Origin of the sequence: Streptomyces sp. NPDC058045 (genome assembly GCF_042885635.1) — a bacterium.
In the GTDB taxonomy this organism is placed as follows: Bacteria; Actinomycetota; Actinomycetes; order Streptomycetales; family Streptomycetaceae; genus Streptomyces.
Window position 1 is genome coordinate 64,162 of the sequence record NZ_JBHVRR010000019.1, and the last position, 18,643, is coordinate 82,804.

The window sequence follows — 18,643 nt, forward strand, 5'->3', positions numbered from 1 at the left end:
CGTGGTTCTGAGTTCAGATGGTCTCGGGGGCGTCGACGCCGAGCAGGGACAGGCCGCCGGCCAGCACCGTCCCGGCGGCTTCGGCGAGCGCCAGCCGGGCCCGGTGGGCGGCCGAGGGTTTCTCGTCCCCCATGGGCAGCACCGCCACCGCCGCCTGGAAACCGAGGAAGGCGTCCGCCACCGCCACCGACTGCCGGGCCACCCGGTCCGGCGCCCGCAGCCGGGCGGCCGCGGCCAGCGCCACCGGGTACCCGGCGAGCGCCGCCAGCAGCGGAGCGGCCTCCTCCGGCAGCGGTCCCTCGGGGTCGGACCCGAACCCGAGCTCGGCGGCGTTCCGCACCAGCGCCCGGGTACGCGCGGCGGCGTACCGCACCCGGAACAGCGGATTCTGCTCCCGCTGCACCAGATGCTCCGCCCCGATCCGCGGCCGGTCGCCCCCCGCCACCGCCAGCAGCGCCCACCGCCCGCCATCCACCCCCAGCACCCAGGGATCGGACGGGGCGGGAACGGGACGGACGTGGTGGGGGGTGCGGTCGCGGTGACCGCCGTGGGCGTCACCGGTGTCATAGGCGGCATAGGCGCCATCGGTACGGGCGAGGGCGGCGGTGACCCGGTTCGCGCCCGGCCCGTCCCAGCTCACCGTCCACCCCTGGCTCTCCAGCACCCGCACCAGCGCCTCCGCCACCACCACCGCCCGCACCTCGGCGGGGACCACCAGACGCAGTTCCCGGGAGGCCGCTGCCGGCTCCGCCCCAACGAACCCGTACCGCTCCCCCGCCGCCAGTACCGCCCGTACCAACTCCCGCCCGTGGCGGGCGCCGTCCAGCGTGATGTTGAGGAAACCGGGGCCGGTGATGTCGACCGCCCGGATCCCGTCCGAGCCCGCCAGCAGCCGCCGCCGGATCACCTCGGCCACCTGCCGCGGCGCCCGTCCGGCCGGCCTCGCCAACTGCAACGCGATACCCGTCGCATAGTCCCCGCAGCCGCCGGGCCGCGGCCGCTCCACCACGGTCCGCTCCGGGACGGCCACCGAAAGCTCCCCGGCGTCGACGGCGGAACGCACCGCGTGCAACACGGTGCGCGAGAGCTCGACGGGGGTCACGGCACAAGCGTATGGGAGGGAGGGGGTGCGTCGGCGACCCGGTTTCGCATCCCGGGACGGCGGTCAGGCCCGGTCGGCCCGCGTCAGGAACCCGACCCCTGCTCGGCCCCCTCGGCCTCGCCCTCCTCGCCCCGCTCGGCGTCCCGGTCGCACACCGGCCGGCTCCGCGGCCCCCGCTGCACCAACCGCCGTACCGTGGCCACGAGTTCATCCGGTTCGAACGGCTTCGCCACGACGGCGTCGACGCTCGTCTCCGGACCGGCGCCCACCTCCTCCGGCACCGAGGCGCTGACGATCACCAGCGGCAGCGACCGGGTCCGCGGATCGGACCGCAGCCGGGCCGCCGTCCGCAGCCCGTCCAGCCGGGGCATCACGATGTCGAGGGTGACGAGATCGGGCCTGACCTGGTGCACCACCTCAAGGCACTCGACGCCGTCGGCAGCGGTCACCACCTCGAAACCCTCCAGTTCGAGGTTGACCCTGATCAGTTGCCGGATCACCTTGTTGTCGTCGACGACAAGCACCCGGCCGAGCACGCCTGACACCCTTCGAGACTAGGACTGCTCCCGAGACCGCGTCCGCCCTTTGCCCACTTCCACCCCCTGCGGGTGACCTCCGCTCTCCCGTTGCCGATCAAGCGTCCGGCCCCTCCAAAACCGTTCATGACCACCCCGAAGGAGCTGGTAGTGTTCTACCCGTCACCGCGCAACAGCGCCCGACACGCCCCCGTAGCTCAGGGGATAGAGCAACGGCCTCCGGAGCCGTGTGCGCAGGTTCGAATCCTGCCGGGGGCACCTTGAAGAAGGTGCCCGAAGACCCCGACATCAGCGCTTCCGCTGAGGCCGGGGTCTTTTAGCGACCCCAAGTCCCCGCTGTCAGTGGGGTGTTGGGGCAGGGTGCGTGTGGCAGCGGGTGCCGGAGGGGTGTCAGTCCAGGAGGCCGAGGCGGGTGATCTCCCGTCCCGCGGAGCGGTCCATCACCATCCGCAGGCCGGCCTTGCGGGTGCGGTCGTAGGCGGCCTCGTCGATGACGTCGAGCTGGAACCAGACGGCCTGGGCGCCGATCTCCACGGCCTGGTCCGCGACGTCGCCGGCGAGGGAGGAGTTGACGAACACATTCACCACGTCGACCGGGAACGGGATCTCCGCGAGGGAGGCGTAGCCCTGCTCGCCGTGCACCGTCTCGGCCTTCGGGTGCACCGGCACCACCTTCTTGCCGATGCGCTGGAGCTTCGCGGCGACGCGGTAGGCGGCCCGCTCGGGGTTGTCGGACAGGCCGACCACGGCCCAGACGTTCCCACCGGCGGTGAGAATCCGCTCTGTCGTCGTGTCATCGCTGTCATCCGTCATGCCCCGCACCGCCATTCGCTTGTGAGTTCCGCGCCGCTTGCCACCGACCGCGTCAGCCGCGTACGGCGACGTTAGCGGGTTCTGGATACTGTATGCAATAGCGCAGGAGGTGCGGATCAGCCCTGCGCGGGCTGCGGCGCCTTGGGTGAGGTTCTGCGCGGAGTCGCGCGATCCAGATGGACGACCACGGTCGAGTAGAAGCGGTGCACCACGTCGTCGACGCTGCGGATAAAGCCTGACTCGGCGTTGCCGCGACTGCTTCCCATGCTCTTCATCAGGGAGAGACGGAAGCCGGTGATACGAGTTCCGCTGTCCTTGGGGAGCATGTCCGCGGGCTCCGGGCGCAGCCGTTCCAGAGTGCCGCGCGGGCCGCCCTGCTCCACGTCAACAAGGGTTTCTATATGGAGAGTTGACGGCGCTTCAGCGAGGGTCCGGATGAGTCGCTTCGCCCAGGTGAGGGGATACCCCTGCTCGGGTGCGGGGAATTCGATGGAGGTCCGCAGCCTGCTGGTACGGAGATCCGCGCTGATCGCCAGAATGCCGGGCGTTCCCTCGATACGCAGTTCCGCCTGCAATTTTCCGTCGAGGCAGAGTTGATCGGCGAGGAGATTCCGCCGGGCCTCCGGATCCGTTCCGCGACGGGTGCGCTGAACCGGCAGGACCTTCTGCCCCAGTTCACCGCCGAGCCCGAGGCATACCTGCCGGGTGAGCCGCTCCCAGCTCTCCACGACTTCCAGTGCGCGCGGATCTCCCTGGCACAGCGTCTCGTCATCGATTCCATTGCGTACCGGCACCCAGGCCGGGCCCATGTTCTGGAAACCGTGGCAACCGGAATTGTCGTGCCTGAGATAATGGAGTAGTTCCTGTAGCAGCCAGGCGTGGGCCGCGTTGACGACGCCCTCGTGGCGGATCAACATCTGGGCCTGGTGCGCGACTTCGACCCAGGACAGATGCCGGAGGGCGACCTTGTTCCTGCGCCTTCCGTCAATCTTGACGTCGACCAGCGGGCTGCCTTCCAGGGCGACGTCGTTCGACAGCGTGATAACGGCCTCATAGCCCCGGCGTGCGGCGATATCCGCGTATGCCTGGACCTGATCGGCCCTGAGGGCGTTGCCATTGGTCTTTGTCTCGACCAGTGCCGTCCACAGCTTGCCGGCCCGCTCGACCCGGATCACCCCGTCGGGGCGCCGGGGAGCGTCACCGTGCGGAAGGCGGGCACAGCGGCCGATCGAGGCCTTTAGGCCACGCACAGCGCGGGCTGCTGCACAGCCCGGCAGGGGCGTGGAGGCGGAGCAGTCGCAGGTTGTGACCGGCTTCGGACGATGTTGCGGGTGGTTCACGGCGTTGTCCCGGTTGTACCTCGGGGCGGATCACCGCTGGTCGGGAAGGGTTAGCGTACGTGGTGGCCGGTGGCTTGAAAGCTTCGGCCGTACGGGATCGTGACGCGGGCCGGTGACGGCCGTCGTCACAACGACTTGGCAAGGGTGGGCACATGACCAGAGGACTCGGCGCGGCCGGAGGCAGAACCTCACGGCGGAAGCTGCTGCGGGTGGCGGGGAGCGGTGCCGCGCTGGCGGTGCTGGGCGCGGGGGCCGCCGGCTGCCGGCAGGACGACCAGCCCAAGGGCGGGGGCAAGGAGCCGTCGTCCGCCGCCAGTTCGGGCAGTGGCTCGGGCAGCGGCTCGGGTGGGAGTGACGGGCGGGCGCCGAAGCCGCTGTGGAGCAAGCCCAGTGCCACCCAGATCAACTCGCAGGACGGCGGGCTGCTGGCCACCGCCGGAGTGGTGCTCGCCGCCGGGGAGCCGCTCACCGCGCGGGACGCGAAGACCGGCGCCGAGCGCTGGTCGCTGGCCGAGGGCACGACGGCGGGGGCGCGGCTGCTGTTGGGCGGGGGCACGCTGTTTCTCGCCAGCGGGAAGTTCGACGGCAGCATCGGCGGACTCGACCCCGCCACCGGCAAGGAGACCTGGCGCAGCCGGCTGGGCCCCGACTTCGACCAGCCGCGGCCGATCGCCGCCGACGACAAGCAGGTGTATGTCACCGCGGCGATCCTCAAGAAGGGTCTGATGACCCGTACCAATGTGATCGCGGCGCTCAACGCCCGTACGGGCAAGCTGGTTTGGCGGGAGAAGCGGGACACCGGTACCGAGGAGAACGGCATCAACGCCGTCGTCCAGGGCAACCGCCTCGTCTACACCGACATACGCAAGAACCTCACCGTCCGCGACACCGCCACCGGCCGGCAGGTGTGGACGCACAAGACCGGCAAGACCAACTACGGCAGTTTCGCGGTGCACCAGGACCTGGTGATCGTGGCGCAGGGGGCCTCACTGCAGGCGTTCCGGCTGTCCGACGGTGGCCGGAAGTGGTCGGTGAAGGCCAAGGACTTCGACACGTTCAAGGCGCCGAGCGTGCTGGACGGCATCCTCTACGTCGCGGACAGCGGCCGGAACCTGTGGGCGATGGACCCGTCGAACGGCAGGACCCACTGGCGCCGCGACGACCTGGCCAACGCGAACCGCACCGCACCGATCCAGTTCGTCAAGGTCAAGGACACCCTCTACGGGGGCACCGAACTGGACGACCGCGGCGGGGTGCACGCCTTCGACGTGAAGACCGGCGCCCTGCGCTGGACCTTCAACGACAACTCCGGCGACTTCCACGAATGGCTCGTCGCCACCGACGGCACCCACGTCTTCGCCCACCACGGCAAGAAACTCCACGCCCTGCCGGCGTGACCGGTAACGGGCCGGGTCCGCCCCCGGCCGGTCCGGGCCGAGCGCCGGACCGGCCGGGGGCGGCGTCATCGCGGTCCCCGTGTCCGGCGGCCGCCCCGCGCCTCCCGTCAACCACCCCCCGCATAAGGTCCCGCGCCCTTCAGGGTCTGGTGGGTGGGGGTGGTGATGGTGTGGTGGAGGCCGGGGAGGGTGGCGATGGAGTGGGTGAGGTAGCGGTAGAAGTGCTGGGCGTCGGGGACGTCCACGGAGGCGTAGATGTTGGTGGTGCCGGTGGTGGCGGCGGCGAAGGCTACTTCGGGGTGGGCGGCGAGGGCGGTGCCGGCGGCGGAGAGGGAGGCGGGGGCGATCTCCAGCCAGAGGCCGGCCCGGAAGTGCCGGTGCAGCAGGCTGGGGTGGTATTCGAGGTCGAAGTAGAGGACGCCGGAGGTGCGGAGTTCGGTGATCCGGCGGCGGACGGTGGAGGGGGACAGGCCGGTGGTGGCGGCGAGTTCGGCGGCGGGGGTGCGGCCGTCGCGGGCCAGGGCGTCGAGCAGGAGCCGGTCGGCGTGGTCGAGGAGGGCGGGGGGCTGGGGTTCGGCCGGGGGTCGCGGGGTGGGGTCGCGGGTGAGGGCGGCGGCCTGGTCGGGGGTGAGGGGGCCGCGTTTGTTGATCGGGCCGAGGTCGTGGCCGTAGTAGATGTGCAGCAGGCAGTGGGCCGACATGTCGACTACCCGGGGGGTGCGGGGCAGTCGTTGGAGGACGCGGGCGTCGGCGGGGGTGCCGTCGCGGGTGCGGACCACGCAACTGATCTCGGTGCCGCCGGAGACGAGTTGGACCCAGGTGGTGTCGGTGCGGCGGGCCAGGGCCTCGCCGATGGGGGCGGCGGCGTCGGGCGTGCAGCGGACGCGGACGAGCCAGAGGGAGTCGCCGAGGCGGAACGGCGCGGTCAGCCCCAGCAGCCGGAGTGTGCCGGCGGAGCGGAGGCGGGCCCAGCGGCGGGCGACGGTCTGGTCGGAGACGCCGAGTACCGCGGCGATCTCGCGGAACGAGGCCCGCCCGTTGATCTGGAGGGCGTGCGCCAGCGCCTGGTCGCCTTCGTCAAGAACGCGGTCCGGGTACGGCTCTGTGTCGAGATACGTCGCCATGCCCCTCATGATGTCGGATCCGCGCGAACGGCTGCCCCCGGTACCGGACTTCACCGGCGCTGCGCGGAGACTTGCCGGGGGGGACCGGCCGGCAGCGGCGCGCGGGCGCCCGTACCGGCGGTATCGGCATGGCGAGACGGAACGGACGGAGTGTGGGGGCTATGCGCAAGTGGTGGCCGTTGGCGGCGGTGTGCCTGGGCGCGTTCATCCTGCTGGTGGACGTGACCATCGTGAATGTGGCACTGCCCACCATGGCCGACGAGTTGCACGCGGACTTCGCCTCCCTCCAGTGGGTGGTCGACGGGTACGCGCTGGCGCTGGCGGCGCTGCTGCTGGCCTCGGGTGCGCTGGCGGACCACTTCGGCCACCGGCGCCTGTATGTGTACGGGCTGGTGGTGTTCGCGGCGGCCTCGCTGGCCTGCGGGCTGGCGCCGAACGCGGGGCTGCTGGTGGCGGCGCGGGTGGTGCAGGGCGCCGGTGGGGCCGCGATGTTCGCCACCGCGCCCGCCCTGCTGCTCACCTCGTACCAGGGCCGGGACCGGGGTACCGCCTTCGGGGTGTGGGGCGCCGCGAACGGGGCGGCGGCCGCGGCGGGTCCGCTGCTCGGCGGGCTGCTCACCGAGCATCTGGGGTGGGCGTCGATCTTCCTGGTCAATCTGCCGGTGGCCGCGATCGCCGTCACCCTCACCCTGCGGGTCGTCCGCCGGGACGCGATACGGCCGCCGGGCGCCGGGGAACGGCCGGTGCGGGTCGATGTGCCGGGGGCGGCCGCGTTCACGGTGGCGGCCGGCGCCCTCACCTATGCGCTGATCCGGGGCGGGGAGACCGGCTGGACGTCGGGGCAGGTGCTGGGCGTGTTCGGGGTGACGGCGCTGGCGCTGGTCGTCTTCGTGCTGGTGGAGCGGCGGGCGGCGCACCGCGGCCGGGCCCCGATGCTGGATCTGGCGCTGCTGCGGCGGCCCTCGTTCGCCGGTCTGATGGGGGGCGCGTTCCTGCTCCAGGGCGGTGCGTTCGGCTCGCTGGTGCTGGTGTCGCTGTGGTTGCAGTCGGTGCTGCGGCTGTCCCCGGTCGCGGCGGGGCTGGCGCTGACTCCGCTGGCCGCGGCGTCCTTCCTGGTGGCGGCGTTCGCGGGGCGGCATATGCAGCGGCTGGCGCCGCGGCTGCCGGTCGGGGTGGGGCTGCTGTGTGTCGCGGCGGGGATGCTGCTGCTGCGGTCCGGGATGTCGGCGGACGCGGGCCGGGGTTCGCTGGTCGCGGGGCTGCTCGTCACCGGGGTCGGGGTGGGGCTCGCGACTCCGGTGCTGGTGTCCGCGGCGACGTCCACGGTGCCGCCGCGGCAGGCCGGGATGGCGGGCGGCGCGGTCAACACCTTCCGGCAGTTGGGCATGACGCTGGCGATCGCCGTGCTCGGGGTGGTGTTCACCCATCGTGCGGCGGCGGTGCTCGGCGCCTCCGGTGCGGTGCCGGACGCCCGGGACGGGGCGGCGGCGCTGGCCGCGGGGCAGGCGCAGCGGCTGGTGGCGGGCGCCCCGCCGGAGCACCGCGGGGCCGCCGGGGACCTGGTGCGCCACGCCTTCGCCTCGGGTCTCGACCAGGTCTTCCTGTGGTCGGCCGTGGCCGCCGCACTGGCCGGGGTCCTGGTGCTGCTCCTGGTACGCCCGGAGCGGACGCCCCCGGGCACCGCGCCCGCCGCCGGTGACATCGACGTACCCGCGCAAGCCCGGGAGCCCGCGGCGGCCCGGACCGCGCCCGCCCCCGCCGCCGCGGCCGACGGCGAGCGCCCCGCGGGCACGTAGGCTGGCCGCCCACAGACTGATCGGGTAACGCGGCACCGCAGGACGGGAGTTCACCGATGGCAGAGCAGGGCGTGGGGGACGACGGGGATGTGGCGGCACGGCTGGTGACCACCCAGCCGCACACCGCACGGATCTGGAACTACTGGCTCGGCGGCAAGGACCACTACGCGGTGGACCAGGCGGCCGGGGACCAGATCCGCCAACTGCACCCGGGGATCGGCGAGTACGCGCGAGCGGACCGGCTCTTCCTGGGGCGCGCGGTGCGGCATCTGGTGTCCGACTGCGGGATCCGCCAGTTCCTGGACATCGGCACCGGCCTGCCCTCCGCGGACAACACCCATGAGGTGGCGCAGCGCCTGGCCCCCGAGTCCCGGGTGGTCTACGTCGACAACGACCCGCTGGTGCTGGTGCACGCGCGCGCCCTGCTGACCAGCACCCCCGAGGGCCGTACCGACTACCTCGACCAGGATCTGCGCAATGTGGACGCCATCCTGGAACGCGCCAGGGAGACCCTCGACTTCTCCCAGCCGGTGGCCCTGATGCTGCTCGGTGTGGTCATCTTCGTGGAGGACGACGAGGAGGCGTACGGGATCGTGCGGCGGCTGATGGACGCGTTGCCCGCGGGCAGCCATCTGGTGCTGTCGCACACCATCACCAGCGCGGCGATGCCGGACGTGGACGAGGCGGTCGCCTTCTGGAACGAGAACGGCACCCCGAAGCTGACCCAGCGCACCCCGGAGCGCGTCGAGCGGTTCTTCGACGGGCTGGAGCTGCTGGAGCCGGGCGTCGTCTCCTGCAACCGCTGGCGCCCGACGCCGGACATGGCGGACCTGCCCGAAGAGGTCGCCATGTACGGCGGCGTGGCCCGCAAGGCCTGACCCCGGCTCCCTCAACTCCCCTTGCCCGCCGGGTCGTTGACCGCTTCCACCGTCATGGCTCCCGCCAGAGTTCCGCGTGGCGGGCCAGTTCGTGGAGGTGGTCGAGCTGACGGGCGGTGAGCTGGCCGGTGAGGGGCGCCAGTGCGGAGACCTGGCGCTCCCGGTAGACCCGGACGTCGGAGAGGGTGGCGGCGACGTCGAGTCCGGCCGCGGCGACGAAGACCAGCACCGGTTCGACCCGCAGCGGGAAGTCGCAGTGCCGCTCCAGGGTCTTCTGCACGAAGGCGGCCTCGGCGCGGCACTCGGCGAGGTACGGCAGCGGCTCGCCGTCCCCGATGCGGACCGCGTCCTCCTCCACCCGTACCGGCTGCTGCGGGTGGTGGACGGTGCGGACGGTGAAGACGCCGCCGGGGCCGAGCAGCAGATGGTCCAGGTCGGCGCCGTCCGGTAGCGGGACGGAGTGCAGTACGCGCCAGCCGTGGCGGGTGAGGCGGTTGAGCTCGGCGCCGGCGCGGCGTTCGCCGAGGAGGTCCCGGCGGCGGTCCTCGTCCAGCGGGCGGCGGCGCAGGATGCGGGAGCTGAGGCGCTCCAACGTGCCCGTGTCGGCGGCGCCTTCCTCGGTCCGGCCGGGGGCGGCGGTGCGCAGACCGGCGCCGGGGCGGCGGCCCGCGAGGTCGGTGGCGGGGGTGAGCGGCGGCAGCGGCGCGGCCGGACGGCGGCCTTCCGGGGGCCGCCGCGGATTCTCCCGCAGCTTGTTGAGGCTCTGCCTGAGCGCCTGGGAGCGGTCCCGGAACGCGGTGGCCTCGTCGGCCCTGCCGCCGCCCGGCCCGCGTTCGCTCCCCTCACCGGCGGACGCGGGACCCGGCAGCGGCCCCTCCCCCGGCCAGAACGCCTTACGGTCCTGCCCGGCCGGGGGCTCCTGGCCGTCGTCGGACGGGACCGCGGCCATCGGCTCCTCGGGCGGCGCGGCCCCGGTGCTCTGCTCCCCCTCGTCCGCGTCCTCGGCGACGCTGGGGGCGTGCACGGAGACCCGGGGGCGGGCCGGCAGGAGTTCGGGCACGCGGCGGGCCAGCGCGTCGGTGACGGCGTCCCGGTAGCGCGCGTGGACCACGGTGATCTCGCCGGTTCTGCGGTCGGCCCAGCCGATGGCGGTGCCGTCGGGAAGGTTCACATAGAGACGGTCGTGTCCGAAGTACTGCCATGCGGTGACCGTCAGTTCCTCGACCATGCCCTGCCTCCTTCGCCCCCGTGCGGTTCCCGGTGCTGTGCTGCTCAACTGCTCTCCCGCGCCGTGGTTCTGCTGGTGCCCTGCCCCTCCAGGCTGCATTCCGGTGGGGTACGCGGAGAAGGGCGCAGGGCGGGCGCATCGGGTCGGCGGCGCGCCCGGGGTCCGTCTCCCCCGCCGGGCCTGCGGGTATGCCCTCGGTACGTGCCCTGCCCGGACGGTCCTGGTGCAGGGGAGCGCATGAGGAGGAAGGGGCCGGATCACGGGGCACACTCCGAACTGGCGTGCCCCCCGCGGTTTTCGGCCACCCTCGGGACGGGGCTCCGGGGTCCGTTGTCAGTGCCGGAGAGTAGCGTCACTCACTGTGACCGACAAGCCCGAAGAGTACGCCACGAGAGCCGCCGTCGCCCCCGCCGCGGAGGGCACGCACGCCTCCGAGCCCGCCTTCCTCAGCGACACCCGCGCCTTCTACGACACCATCGCCGCCGACTACGACGCCCACTTCGGCGACACCCTGGCCACCAGACCGGTGGACCGCTCGGTCCTGGCCGCCTTCGCCGAGCTGGTGCGGTCGGCGGGCGGCGGGCCGGTCCTGGACGCGGGGTGCGGTCCGGGGCGGGTGACGGCGCATCTGGCCGGTCTCGGCCTGGAGGTGTCGGGGCTCGATCTCTCCCCGGGGATGGTCCGGTTGGCCCGCGCCGCCCATCCCGGGGTGCGGTACGAGACGGGGGCGCTGGGGCGGCTGCCGGTGGCGGACGGCGCGCTCGCCGGGCTGGTCGCCTGGTACTCGCTGATCCACACCCCGTGGGAGCGACTGCCGGAGGTCTTCGCGGAGTTCCGCCGTGCGCTGGCGCCGGGCGGGCTGCTGCTGGCCGCCTTCCAGGTCGGGGCCGAACCGCTGCGCCTGGAGCGGCCGTTCGGCCATGAGGTGTCGCTGGACTTCCGGCGGCTGGATCCGGAGGAGGTCGCCGGGCTGCTGCGCCGGGCCGGTTTCAGCGAGCGGAGCCGGCTGGTCCGGGCGGCACTGGAGAGCTTGGGCGAGGGGGTGCCGCAGGCCTTCCTGATCCTCCGCGCGGACGAGGAGCCGGCCCCCGCTCCCGCCCAACTCCCCGCTCTCCCACCGCAGTTGCGCCAGACCGTGCTGGACGGGCCGGACGCGCGGGCGCTGGCCGAGTTCTACCGGCGGCTGCTGGGGCTGCGGTACCGGCCCGGGGACGAGCCGCCCGCCGCGGGCGCGCCGGATCCCCTGGGCGCGGACTGGCTGGTGCTCCAGGACGCCTCGGGCATACCCCGGTTGGCGTTCCAGCAGGTGGACCGGTGGAAGCCGCCGACCTGGCCCGGCGGTCCGCGCCCGGCGCAGCTCCATCTGGATCTGACGGTGGGCACCGCGGCCGAGCTTCAGGCACAGCACGAGCGGGTGACGGCGCTCGGCGCCCGGCTGCTGGCGGACCGTTCCACGGACCCGGAGGAGCCCCTTCGGGTGTACGCGGACCCGGCGGGTCATCCGTTCTGCGTCTTCGTCCGGCCAACTACGGGGAGGTGACCGCCTCTTGAGCGCGGCCGCCCGGTCGCCTACGTTCGGGACGGTGGATCCTGCGAGCTTCGGACTTCGGGTCGGGTCGGCTGTCGTCACCCCGCTGGTGAAGAGACTCTTCGTACCGGACGGTCCGGGCGCGGGTCTGGTGGACCGGGGGGTGCGGCTCTCCGCGCTGGTGTCCTTCCGCGGGGAGCAGCGCACCCTGACGCGGGCCGATCTGCACAAGCTGACGGACGAGCTGGTGCGGCGGGCGCTCCGGTCGACGGGGCCGCGGGAGGGCTTCCCGGCGGACGAGCACACCGCGGTGGTGGACGCCCTGGTGTCCACCCTGTACGGGCTGGGCGACCTGGACATGGACGACGTGCAGGCGGTGGCGCTGGGGCCGCAGGAGTTCGCCCGCCGGCTGCGGCGTGAAGTACCGGACGCCTGCCGGGAGTTGTCGGCGGACGCGAGCTGGTTCCACGACCGGCTGGTGGACACCGCGTGCCTGCACATCCTGCACTTCTTCAGCGGGCGGTCGACGTTCGCGGCGCGGACCGCGGTGGAGCAGAGCCGGCGGCTGGCGGAGGCGGTGCGGCTGCTGGAGCGGCTGCCGGTGCCGGACGCGGTGGACGCCGAGTTCGAGTCGGCGTATGTGGCGAGCCTGGTCCGGCTGTACGGGCAGGTGACCATCGTCGGGGTGGACTTTGTGAATTCGCCCGGGAGTTGGTCGCTGGACGCCACCTACGTTCCGCTGGGCGCCGAATCCACCGAGCACGGGCCGACGGCGGTGGACGCCGGGGCGGACGGGGAGGGTCCGCAGCCCCCTTCGGTCCCGGTGCCGGTGGACCACGCCCTGGGCGACCGGCCGCGCACCCTGGTACGGGGCACCGCGGGCGCCGGCAAGACCACGCTGATGCAGTGGCTCGCGGTGCACACCGCCGCGGACCGCCTCCCGGGCGAACTGGCCTCGCTGCGCGGCCTGGTGCCGTTCATGCTGCCGGTGCGGCGCTTCTCCGACCGGGACATGCCGGCGCCCGCCGAGTTCCTCTCCGCGGCGCACCATCCGATGGCGGGCGCCGAGCCGGACGGCTGGGCGGTGCGGGTGCTGCGCTCCGGGCGGGCGCTGCTGCTGGTGGACGGGGTGGACGAGGCGACGGCGGAACGCCGGGAGCGGATCCGCGCCCAGATAGACGAGCTGCGCCGCGCCTTCCCCGGCAACCGCTGGGTGGTGACGACCCGCCCGTCCGCGGTACGGGACGACTGGCTGGCCCCTCTGGGCTTCGGCGAGCTGACGCTGACCCCGATGAACCGGGACCAGGTGGCCCGCTTCATCCAGGCCTGGCACCGGGCGGCCGCCGCGGAGCCGGGCGCGGATCCGGCGCGGCTCGCGGAGTACGAGCGGAAGCTGCGGCATTCGGTGCGGCTGATCCGGGAGTTGCGCGGACTGGCCACCAATCCCCTGATGTGCAGCCTGATCTGCGCGCTCAACCGGGACCGCAACGGCATCCTCCCCCGCGGCCGCAAGGCCCTGTACAAGGCGGCGCTGGCGATGCTGCTGGAGCGGCGGGACCCGGAGCGCGAGGTGGACGCGGACGGCATCGTCATCGACCGGGAGGCGAAGGAGCGGCTGCTGCAGAAGCTGGCGCACTGGATGCTGCTGAACGATCTGACGGAGGTGGGCCGGGAGACCGCCGTCAGCATCCTGGACCGCTATCTGCCCGCGATCCCCAGCGCCGGCCGGCAGGGCGACGCCGCACTCCTCTTCGACCATCTGCTGCACCGTACGGGCCTGTTGAGGATGCCGACGCCGGGTGTGGTGGATTTCGTGCACCGCACCTTCCAGGACTATCTGAGCGCCAAGGAGGCGGTGGAGCGGCACGACTTCCACTTCCTGGTGAACAACGCGCACCGCAGCGACTGGGACGAGGTGATCCGGATGGCGGTGTCGCTGGCCAGGCCCAACGAGTGCGCGCTGATGATGGAGGAGCTGGTGTCGGCGCGGCCGGGCCTGTCGGCGGCGGAGGCCAAGTACTGCAAGCTGCTGGCGTCGGCCTGTCTGGAGCACGCCACCGAGATGAGCCCGGAGACCCGGGAGATGGTGCGGCAGCGGACGCGCTTCATCGCGCAGCCGGACAATCTGGGCAGTGCCCGCGGCCTCGGCTGGATCGGGCCGATCGTGCTGGAGCTGCTGCCGGAGCCGGAGAAGGTCTCCGACCGGCGGGCCCTGCTGCTGGCGGCGACCGCTACGGGCGTACGCGACGACGCGGCGATCGACTACCTGGCGCGGCTGCGGGACCGCGGCTCAGTGGCGGTGCGGGCCGAACTGGCGGGCGCCTGGCGGCGGTTCGACACCGAGCGGTATGCGGCGGAGGTGATCGCCCATCTGCGTCCGGAGGGCCTGTACTTCACGGTGACGGGTCCGGAGGAGATGGCGGAGCTGCGCAGGCTGGGCGGCCGGAGCCGGATCCAGGTGGCGGAGCTGCTCACCCCCGAGGAGCTGGTGACGGGCCTGGTCGCGGACCGGCTGACGCATCTGCATCTGCTGGTGCACGACGCCCGGGAGCCCATGACCTGGCTCTCGGCGTTCCCACGGCTGGCGGTGCTGCGGCTGGGGCGGCATGTGGGGACGGTGAGCGGGGTCCCGGACGGTATCCGGGTGGAGCACGACGGCGAGGACATCGGCGACGGCTGGCGCTGGGACCGGGGGTAGCGGGCGGGGGCCCGCTGATGCTCCCGAAGTCCCTTGCCGTACAAGGGCGTTGACGTACCGGAGCGCCGGGTCGTCCGCTACCGGGCCGGGCGCCGCCGCAGGACCAGCGCGGTGAGCGCGCCCGCCAGCAGGCCCCAGAAGGCGGAGCCGACGCCGAGCAGGGTGAAGCCGGAGGCGGTGGCGAGGAAGGTCACCACGGCGGGTTCGCGGGAGCGCTCGTCGGCGAGGGCGGCGGTGAGCGAGCCGGAGATGGTGCCAAGCAGCCCGATACCGGCGATGCCCAGCACCAGGGCCTCCGGCAGCGCGGTCAGCAGCGAGGCCACGGTGCCGCCGAGGATCCCGACGCAGAGGTAGCCGAGGCCGGCCCAGACGGCGGCCAGAAAGCGGCGGTCGCGGTCCGGGTGGGCCTCCTCGCCGGTGCAGAGCGCCGCGGTGATCGCGGCCAGGTTCAGCCCGTAGGCACCGAACGGGGCGAGCACCGCGTTGACCCCGCCGATCCAGCCGAGCAGCGGGGAGACGGGGGTGGTGTACCCGTCGCCGCGCAGGACCGCCACGCCCGGCAGGTTCTGCGAGGCCATGGTGACGACGAACAGCGGCAGGCCCACCCCGATCAGCACCTGCCAGTCGAAGGCGGGGGTGGTGAACACGGGGGCGGCGACGGAGAGTTGGATGCGCTCCGGGTGCCATTCGCCGGTGAGCGCGGTGGCGGCGACGCCGGCGAGCAGCGCCACCAGTACCGCGTACCGGGGCAGCAGCCTGCGGGCCAGGAGGTAGGCGGCGAACATCGGGAAGGCCACCGCGAAGCTGTGCTGGACGGTGGTGAAGAGGCCGGTGCCGAACTGCACCAGGACCCCGGCGAGCAGGGCCGAGGCCATCGGTACCGGTATCCGGTCCATGACGCGGGCGAACCAGCCAGTGACCCCGCTGAGCAGCATCAGCAGCGCGGAGAAGAGGAAGGCGCCGACGGCCTGCGCCATGGTGACGCCGTGCAGCGCGGTGGCGAGCAGTGCGGCGCCCGGTGTGGACCAGGCGGTCACCACGGGCGCGCGGTACCGCAGCGAGAGCCCGACGCAGGTGACGCAGAGGCCGACGCCGAGCGCCAGCATCCAGGAGGCGACCTCGGCGTCGTCGGCTCCGGCGGCCCGTGCGGCGGTGAAGACCAGCGCGGCGGAACTGGTCACCCCGATCAGTACGGCGACCGCTCCGGCGGTAACCGCTGAGAGAGGGGCGAGCGCCCGTATCCGGTGCGGGCGGTCCGGGCGGGGGGTGGTCATGGGCGTTCCGTCTCGGCGCGGGGCGTGGTGCGGGCGGCACACCGCCCGAGCGTTCCGTAAACAGAACGTTCTGTGTGTGGAACACTAGGCGGCGGTACGAGGAAGCGTCAACCGGCGGCGGTGCGGCGCGAGGCGCGGCGGAGGGCGGCGGCCATGGCGGAGCGGCCCGGGGACGGGGCGGACGGCGTACGGGTGGGCGACCAAGTGGGGCGCCGGCTACGGCAGTTGCGGACCGGGCAGGGGCTCTCGCTGTCCGAGCTGGCCCGCCGCTCCGGTGTCGGCAAGGGCACCCTCTCCGAGCTGGAGGGCGGCCGACGCAACCCCACCGTGGAAACCCTCTACGCCGTCACCACCGCACTGGGCCTGCCGCTCAGCTCGGCCCTGGCCGACCTCTCCCCCACCTCCGGCCGCCCGGACCCGGACCGGCCGACGGGGCTCTCCGGCAGTGCGGTGACCGTGGTCCTCCAGGAGCGCTTCGAGGACGCGGCGGCCGTCACCGAGGTGTACCGGATGCTGATCCGGGCGGGTGCCGTGCAGGAGTCGGCGGCGCATATCCCGGGCACCGAGGAGCGGGTCGTGGTGCTCGCCGGGACCGCCCGCCTCGGCCCCGTGGACCGGCCGCTGACCGTGGACCCCGGCGCCCAGGGCCACTGGCTCTCCGACGGCCCCCACCTCTACGCCGCCCCGGACGGCGACGTGGACGCCGTCCTCTTCATCCGCTACCCGAGGCGGCCGTAACTTCCTTGGCTCCCACGGGAGTTCAGCCGATGCGGGCGACGCCCACATAGAAGGAGCTGTCCTCCTGCCGGGGCGCCGGCTCCCCCTCCTCGTGCCAGGACGGCGCGGTGACCAGGCCGGGGGCGAGCAGTTCATGGCCGTCGAAGAAGCGCAGCACCTCGGCGTGGGTGCGCAGCGCCAGCCGGATCCCGCCCTTGGCGTAGGCGTCCGCGGCGCCGCCGACCAGCTCCGGGTGGAAGTCGCCGGTGCCCTGCGACAGCACCAGATAACTGCCCGGCACCAGCTCCCGCGCCAGCTCCGAGACGATGCCGTACGGGTCCTCGTCGTCGGGGATGAAGTGCATCAGCGCGATCACCGACAGCGCCACCGGGCGGTCGAAGTCCAGGAAGCCGCGGGCGTGCCGGATGATGCCCGCCGGCTCGCGGACATCGGCCTGGATGTAGTCGGTGGCGCCCTCGGGCGCGGAGACCAGCAGCGCCTCCGCGTGCCGCATAACGATCGGGTCGTTGTCCGTGTACGCGACCCGGCAGGCCGGGTTCACCTCCTGCACCACCTGGTGCAGATTGGGCTCGGTGGGGATCCCGGTGCCGACGTCGAGGAACTGGTCCACCCCGCGCCGCGCCAGCATCCGCACCGCCCGGTGCATGAACGCGCGGTTGGCGCGGGCGTCCTGGTGCGCGTTCTGCGGCAGTCGGGTACCGACCTCGGCGTCCACCGCGTAGTGGTCCTTGCCGCCGAGCAGGTAGTCGTAGACCCGCGCCGGGTGCGGCCGGCCGGTGTCGACCTGCGGCTTGGGCGTGCCCATCGTCATGTGGTGCTCCATCTGCTCGGTTCCTCGGCTGCGCTGTTCCGGTGCGCCGGCGACCCCGCCGGTCCTGGCAAGCAAAGCCCCGTCCCCCGCCGGACGCAAGCCCCGCCACCGCCCCCAACCCGCCTGCGTTCACGGGGAGTTGGCGACCGGACACCGACGGGGACGGCCCGTGTGCGGCTCAGGCGGAGGCGCGGCGGGGGCCGGTACCGGTCTTCCGGGTGCCGCGGGCCGACTTCCCGCCGGTACCGCCGCGTGCGCTTCCGGTGCCCGCGCCCTTCCCCGTACCGGCCGACTTCGCCGTACCGCCCGCGTCGGCGGACTTCGCGGACTTGGCGGACTTCGTGGTGCGGCCCGCGGTGGACTTCCCGGTGCCGGCGGTCTTCCGGGCGGCGGTGGACTTCCGTGGGGCCGCGGGCTTCCGGGCGGACTTCGGGGCGGTGGACTTCGGGGTGGCCGCCTTCCCGCCGCCGGTCCCGGCCGCTGCCGCCTCCGCCTCCGGGGTCTCGCCGCGCGCCTCCTGGGCCGCGCGGACCGAACTCTCCAGCGCCGACATCAGATCGATGACCTTGCCGCCGCCCTCCGCCGCCGGCCGGGCCACCGGCTCACCCGCGGTCTTGGCGGCGATCAACTCCTCCACCGCGTCCCGGTAGTCGTCGTGCAGATCGTCCAGGTCCACCTCGCCCAGGGTGTCCATCAGGGCGTCCGCCAGGTCGAGTTCGGCGTCCCGGACGGTGACCTCGGTCTGTGGGGCGGCGCTCTCGGGGGCGCGGATCTCGTCCGGCCACAGCAGCCCGTGCATGGCGATCGTCTCGTCCACCACCCGCAGCATCCCCAGCCGCTCCCGCCCGCGCAGCGCGAACTTGGCGATCGCCACCCGCCGGCTGCGCCGCAGCGCCTCCCGCAGCAGGGTGTACGGCTTGGCGGCGGGCACCCCGTTCGGGGCGAGGTAGTAGGCGGTGCCCATCTGGAGCGGGTCGATCCGGTCGGCCGGGACGAAGGCCACGATCTCGATGGTCTTGGCGGTGGGGATCGGCAGCCGGTCCAGGTCGTCCTCGGTGATCGGGATGATCGACCCGTCGGCGTCCTCGTAGCCCTTGCCGATCTCCTCGGGGACGACCTCCTCGCCGTCGAGTTCGCACACCTTGCGGTACCGGATCCGGCCGCCGTCCTCGGTGTGGATCTGGCGGAAGGAGACATTGTGGCTCTCGGTGGCGTTCACCAGCTTGATCGGGATGCTGACCAGGCCGAAGGAGATCGCACCGTTCCAGATCGATCGCACCGCGTACACCTTCCAGGTCCGGGCCGAACACCGCACCCCCGCTACGGCCAGTGTCGGCGCGCCGTGGAATCCCTGCCACCGGCCCGGGACGCGCCGCGGGC

The 18,643-nt window shown here is 73.2% G+C and carries 14 protein-coding genes, 1 tRNA gene and 1 pseudogene; 7 read left to right on the forward strand and 9 right to left on the reverse strand.

What is annotated here, in order from left to right:
• Window positions 1–13 precede the first annotated feature (13 nt).
• A complete protein-coding gene (nrtL, locus tag ACFVST_RS14485) occupies window positions 14–1,102 on the reverse strand; it encodes an ArgS-related anticodon-binding protein NrtL (protein WP_390150555.1) in 1,089 nt (362 codons plus the stop codon).
• 83 nt (window positions 1,103–1,185) lie between these two features.
• The gene (locus ACFVST_RS14490; RefSeq protein ID WP_390150557.1) at window positions 1,186–1,647 is read right to left on the reverse strand and encodes a response regulator; all 462 of its coding nucleotides are present in this window, start codon (window positions 1,645–1,647) and stop codon (window positions 1,186–1,188) included.
• Between the two features lie 177 nt (window positions 1,648–1,824).
• Between ACFVST_RS14490 and ACFVST_RS14495 the strand changes: the two genes are divergently transcribed.
• Window positions 1,825–1,896 (forward strand) — tRNA-Arg (locus tag ACFVST_RS14495).
• 132 nt (window positions 1,897–2,028) lie between these two features.
• On the opposite strand, the gene ACFVST_RS14500 is transcribed toward ACFVST_RS14495, so the two are convergent.
• Both ACFVST_RS14500 and ACFVST_RS14505 read right to left on the reverse strand, forming a co-directional pair.
• Entirely contained in the window at window positions 2,029–2,451 is a 423-nt protein-coding gene (locus tag ACFVST_RS14500) for a CoA-binding protein (protein ID WP_390150560.1), read from the reverse strand.
• Between the two features lie 116 nt (window positions 2,452–2,567).
• A pseudogene (locus ACFVST_RS14505) lies at window positions 2,568–3,665 on the reverse strand (TerD family protein); the annotation flags it as partial.
• Window positions 3,666–3,943: 278 nt separating this feature from the next.
• On the opposite strand from ACFVST_RS14505, the gene ACFVST_RS14510 reads away from it, so the two are divergent.
• A complete protein-coding gene (locus ACFVST_RS14510; RefSeq protein ID WP_390150563.1) occupies window positions 3,944–5,188 on the forward strand; it encodes a PQQ-binding-like beta-propeller repeat protein in 1,245 nt (414 codons plus the stop codon).
• 107 nt (window positions 5,189–5,295) lie between these two features.
• Here ACFVST_RS14510 and ACFVST_RS14515 read toward each other — a convergent pair whose 3' ends face one another.
• Entirely contained in the window at window positions 5,296–6,312 is a 1,017-nt protein-coding gene (locus ACFVST_RS14515; protein WP_390150566.1) for an Lrp/AsnC family transcriptional regulator, read from the reverse strand.
• A 161-nt stretch (window positions 6,313–6,473) separates the two neighbouring features.
• On the opposite strand from ACFVST_RS14515, the gene ACFVST_RS14520 reads away from it, so the two are divergent.
• Both ACFVST_RS14520 and ACFVST_RS14525 read left to right on the forward strand, forming a co-directional pair.
• On the forward strand, window positions 6,474–8,108 hold the full coding sequence (locus ACFVST_RS14520) for an MFS transporter (RefSeq protein ID WP_390150569.1): 1,635 nt from the start codon (window positions 6,474–6,476) through the stop codon (window positions 8,106–8,108).
• A 56-nt stretch (window positions 8,109–8,164) separates the two neighbouring features.
• On the forward strand, window positions 8,165–8,986 hold the full coding sequence (locus ACFVST_RS14525; RefSeq protein WP_390150572.1) for an SAM-dependent methyltransferase: 822 nt from the start codon (window positions 8,165–8,167) through the stop codon (window positions 8,984–8,986).
• Between the two features lie 52 nt (window positions 8,987–9,038).
• On the opposite strand, the gene ACFVST_RS14530 is transcribed toward ACFVST_RS14525, so the two are convergent.
• Window positions 9,039–10,214 carry a nuclease-related domain-containing protein gene (locus ACFVST_RS14530; RefSeq protein WP_390150574.1) on the reverse strand — a complete coding sequence of 392 codons (1,176 nt, stop codon included), beginning with the start codon at window positions 10,212–10,214 and terminating at the stop codon, window positions 9,039–9,041.
• A 361-nt stretch (window positions 10,215–10,575) separates the two neighbouring features.
• Here ACFVST_RS14530 and ACFVST_RS14535 point away from each other — a divergent pair, with 361 nt between their 5' ends.
• Window positions 10,576–11,754, forward strand: a complete 1,179-nt coding sequence (locus tag ACFVST_RS14535; protein ID WP_390150577.1) for a VOC family protein — start codon at window positions 10,576–10,578, stop codon at window positions 11,752–11,754.
• Window positions 11,755–11,797: 43 nt separating this feature from the next.
• On the forward strand, window positions 11,798–14,440 hold the full coding sequence (locus tag ACFVST_RS14540) for an NACHT domain-containing protein (protein WP_390150579.1): 2,643 nt from the start codon (window positions 11,798–11,800) through the stop codon (window positions 14,438–14,440).
• Window positions 14,441–14,517: 77 nt separating this feature from the next.
• On the opposite strand, the gene ACFVST_RS14545 is transcribed toward ACFVST_RS14540, so the two are convergent.
• Window positions 14,518–15,714 (reverse strand): benzoate/H(+) symporter BenE family transporter, encoded by a 1,197-nt coding sequence (locus ACFVST_RS14545; protein WP_390150580.1) that lies wholly within the window; start codon window positions 15,712–15,714, stop codon window positions 14,518–14,520.
• Between the two features lie 153 nt (window positions 15,715–15,867).
• Here ACFVST_RS14545 and ACFVST_RS14550 point away from each other — a divergent pair, with 153 nt between their 5' ends.
• Window positions 15,868–16,452, forward strand: coding sequence for a helix-turn-helix domain-containing protein (locus ACFVST_RS14550; protein WP_390150583.1), 585 nt, complete (start codon window positions 15,868–15,870; stop codon window positions 16,450–16,452).
• 22 nt (window positions 16,453–16,474) lie between these two features.
• Here the strand turns inward: ACFVST_RS14550 and ACFVST_RS14555 are convergent, their stop codons facing one another.
• Together ACFVST_RS14555 and ACFVST_RS14560 are read right to left on the reverse strand one after the other, a co-directional pair.
• Window positions 16,475–17,263, reverse strand: coding sequence for an SAM-dependent methyltransferase (locus ACFVST_RS14555; RefSeq protein ID WP_390150585.1), 789 nt, complete (start codon window positions 17,261–17,263; stop codon window positions 16,475–16,477).
• 178 nt (window positions 17,264–17,441) lie between these two features.
• The gene (locus ACFVST_RS14560) at window positions 17,442–18,542 is read right to left on the reverse strand and encodes a Ku protein (RefSeq protein ID WP_390150587.1); all 1,101 of its coding nucleotides are present in this window, start codon (window positions 18,540–18,542) and stop codon (window positions 17,442–17,444) included.
• Window positions 18,543–18,643 lie beyond the last annotated feature (101 nt).

Bases quoted from the DNA above. Each gene is read 5' to 3' on its own strand.
- ACFVST_RS14500 (WP_390150560.1), bottom strand. From the start codon at position 2,451: ATGACGGATGACAGCGATGACACGACGACAGAGCGGATTCTCACCGCC.
- ACFVST_RS14510 (WP_390150563.1), top strand. From the start codon at position 3,944: ATGACCAGAGGACTCGGCGCGGCCGGAGGCAGAACCTCACGGCGGAAG.
- ACFVST_RS14515 (WP_390150566.1), bottom strand. From the start codon at position 6,312: ATGGCGACGTATCTCGACACAGAGCCGTACCCGGACCGCGTTCTTGAC.
- ACFVST_RS14520 (WP_390150569.1), top strand. From the start codon at position 6,474: ATGCGCAAGTGGTGGCCGTTGGCGGCGGTGTGCCTGGGCGCGTTCATC.
- ACFVST_RS14525 (WP_390150572.1), top strand. From the start codon at position 8,165: ATGGCAGAGCAGGGCGTGGGGGACGACGGGGATGTGGCGGCACGGCTG.
- ACFVST_RS14530 (WP_390150574.1), bottom strand. From the start codon at position 10,214: ATGGTCGAGGAACTGACGGTCACCGCATGGCAGTACTTCGGACACGAC.
- ACFVST_RS14545 (WP_390150580.1), bottom strand. From the start codon at position 15,714: ATGACCACCCCCCGCCCGGACCGCCCGCACCGGATACGGGCGCTCGCC.
- ACFVST_RS14550 (WP_390150583.1), top strand. From the start codon at position 15,868: ATGGCGGAGCGGCCCGGGGACGGGGCGGACGGCGTACGGGTGGGCGAC.
- ACFVST_RS14555 (WP_390150585.1), bottom strand. From the start codon at position 17,263: ATGACGATGGGCACGCCCAAGCCGCAGGTCGACACCGGCCGGCCGCAC.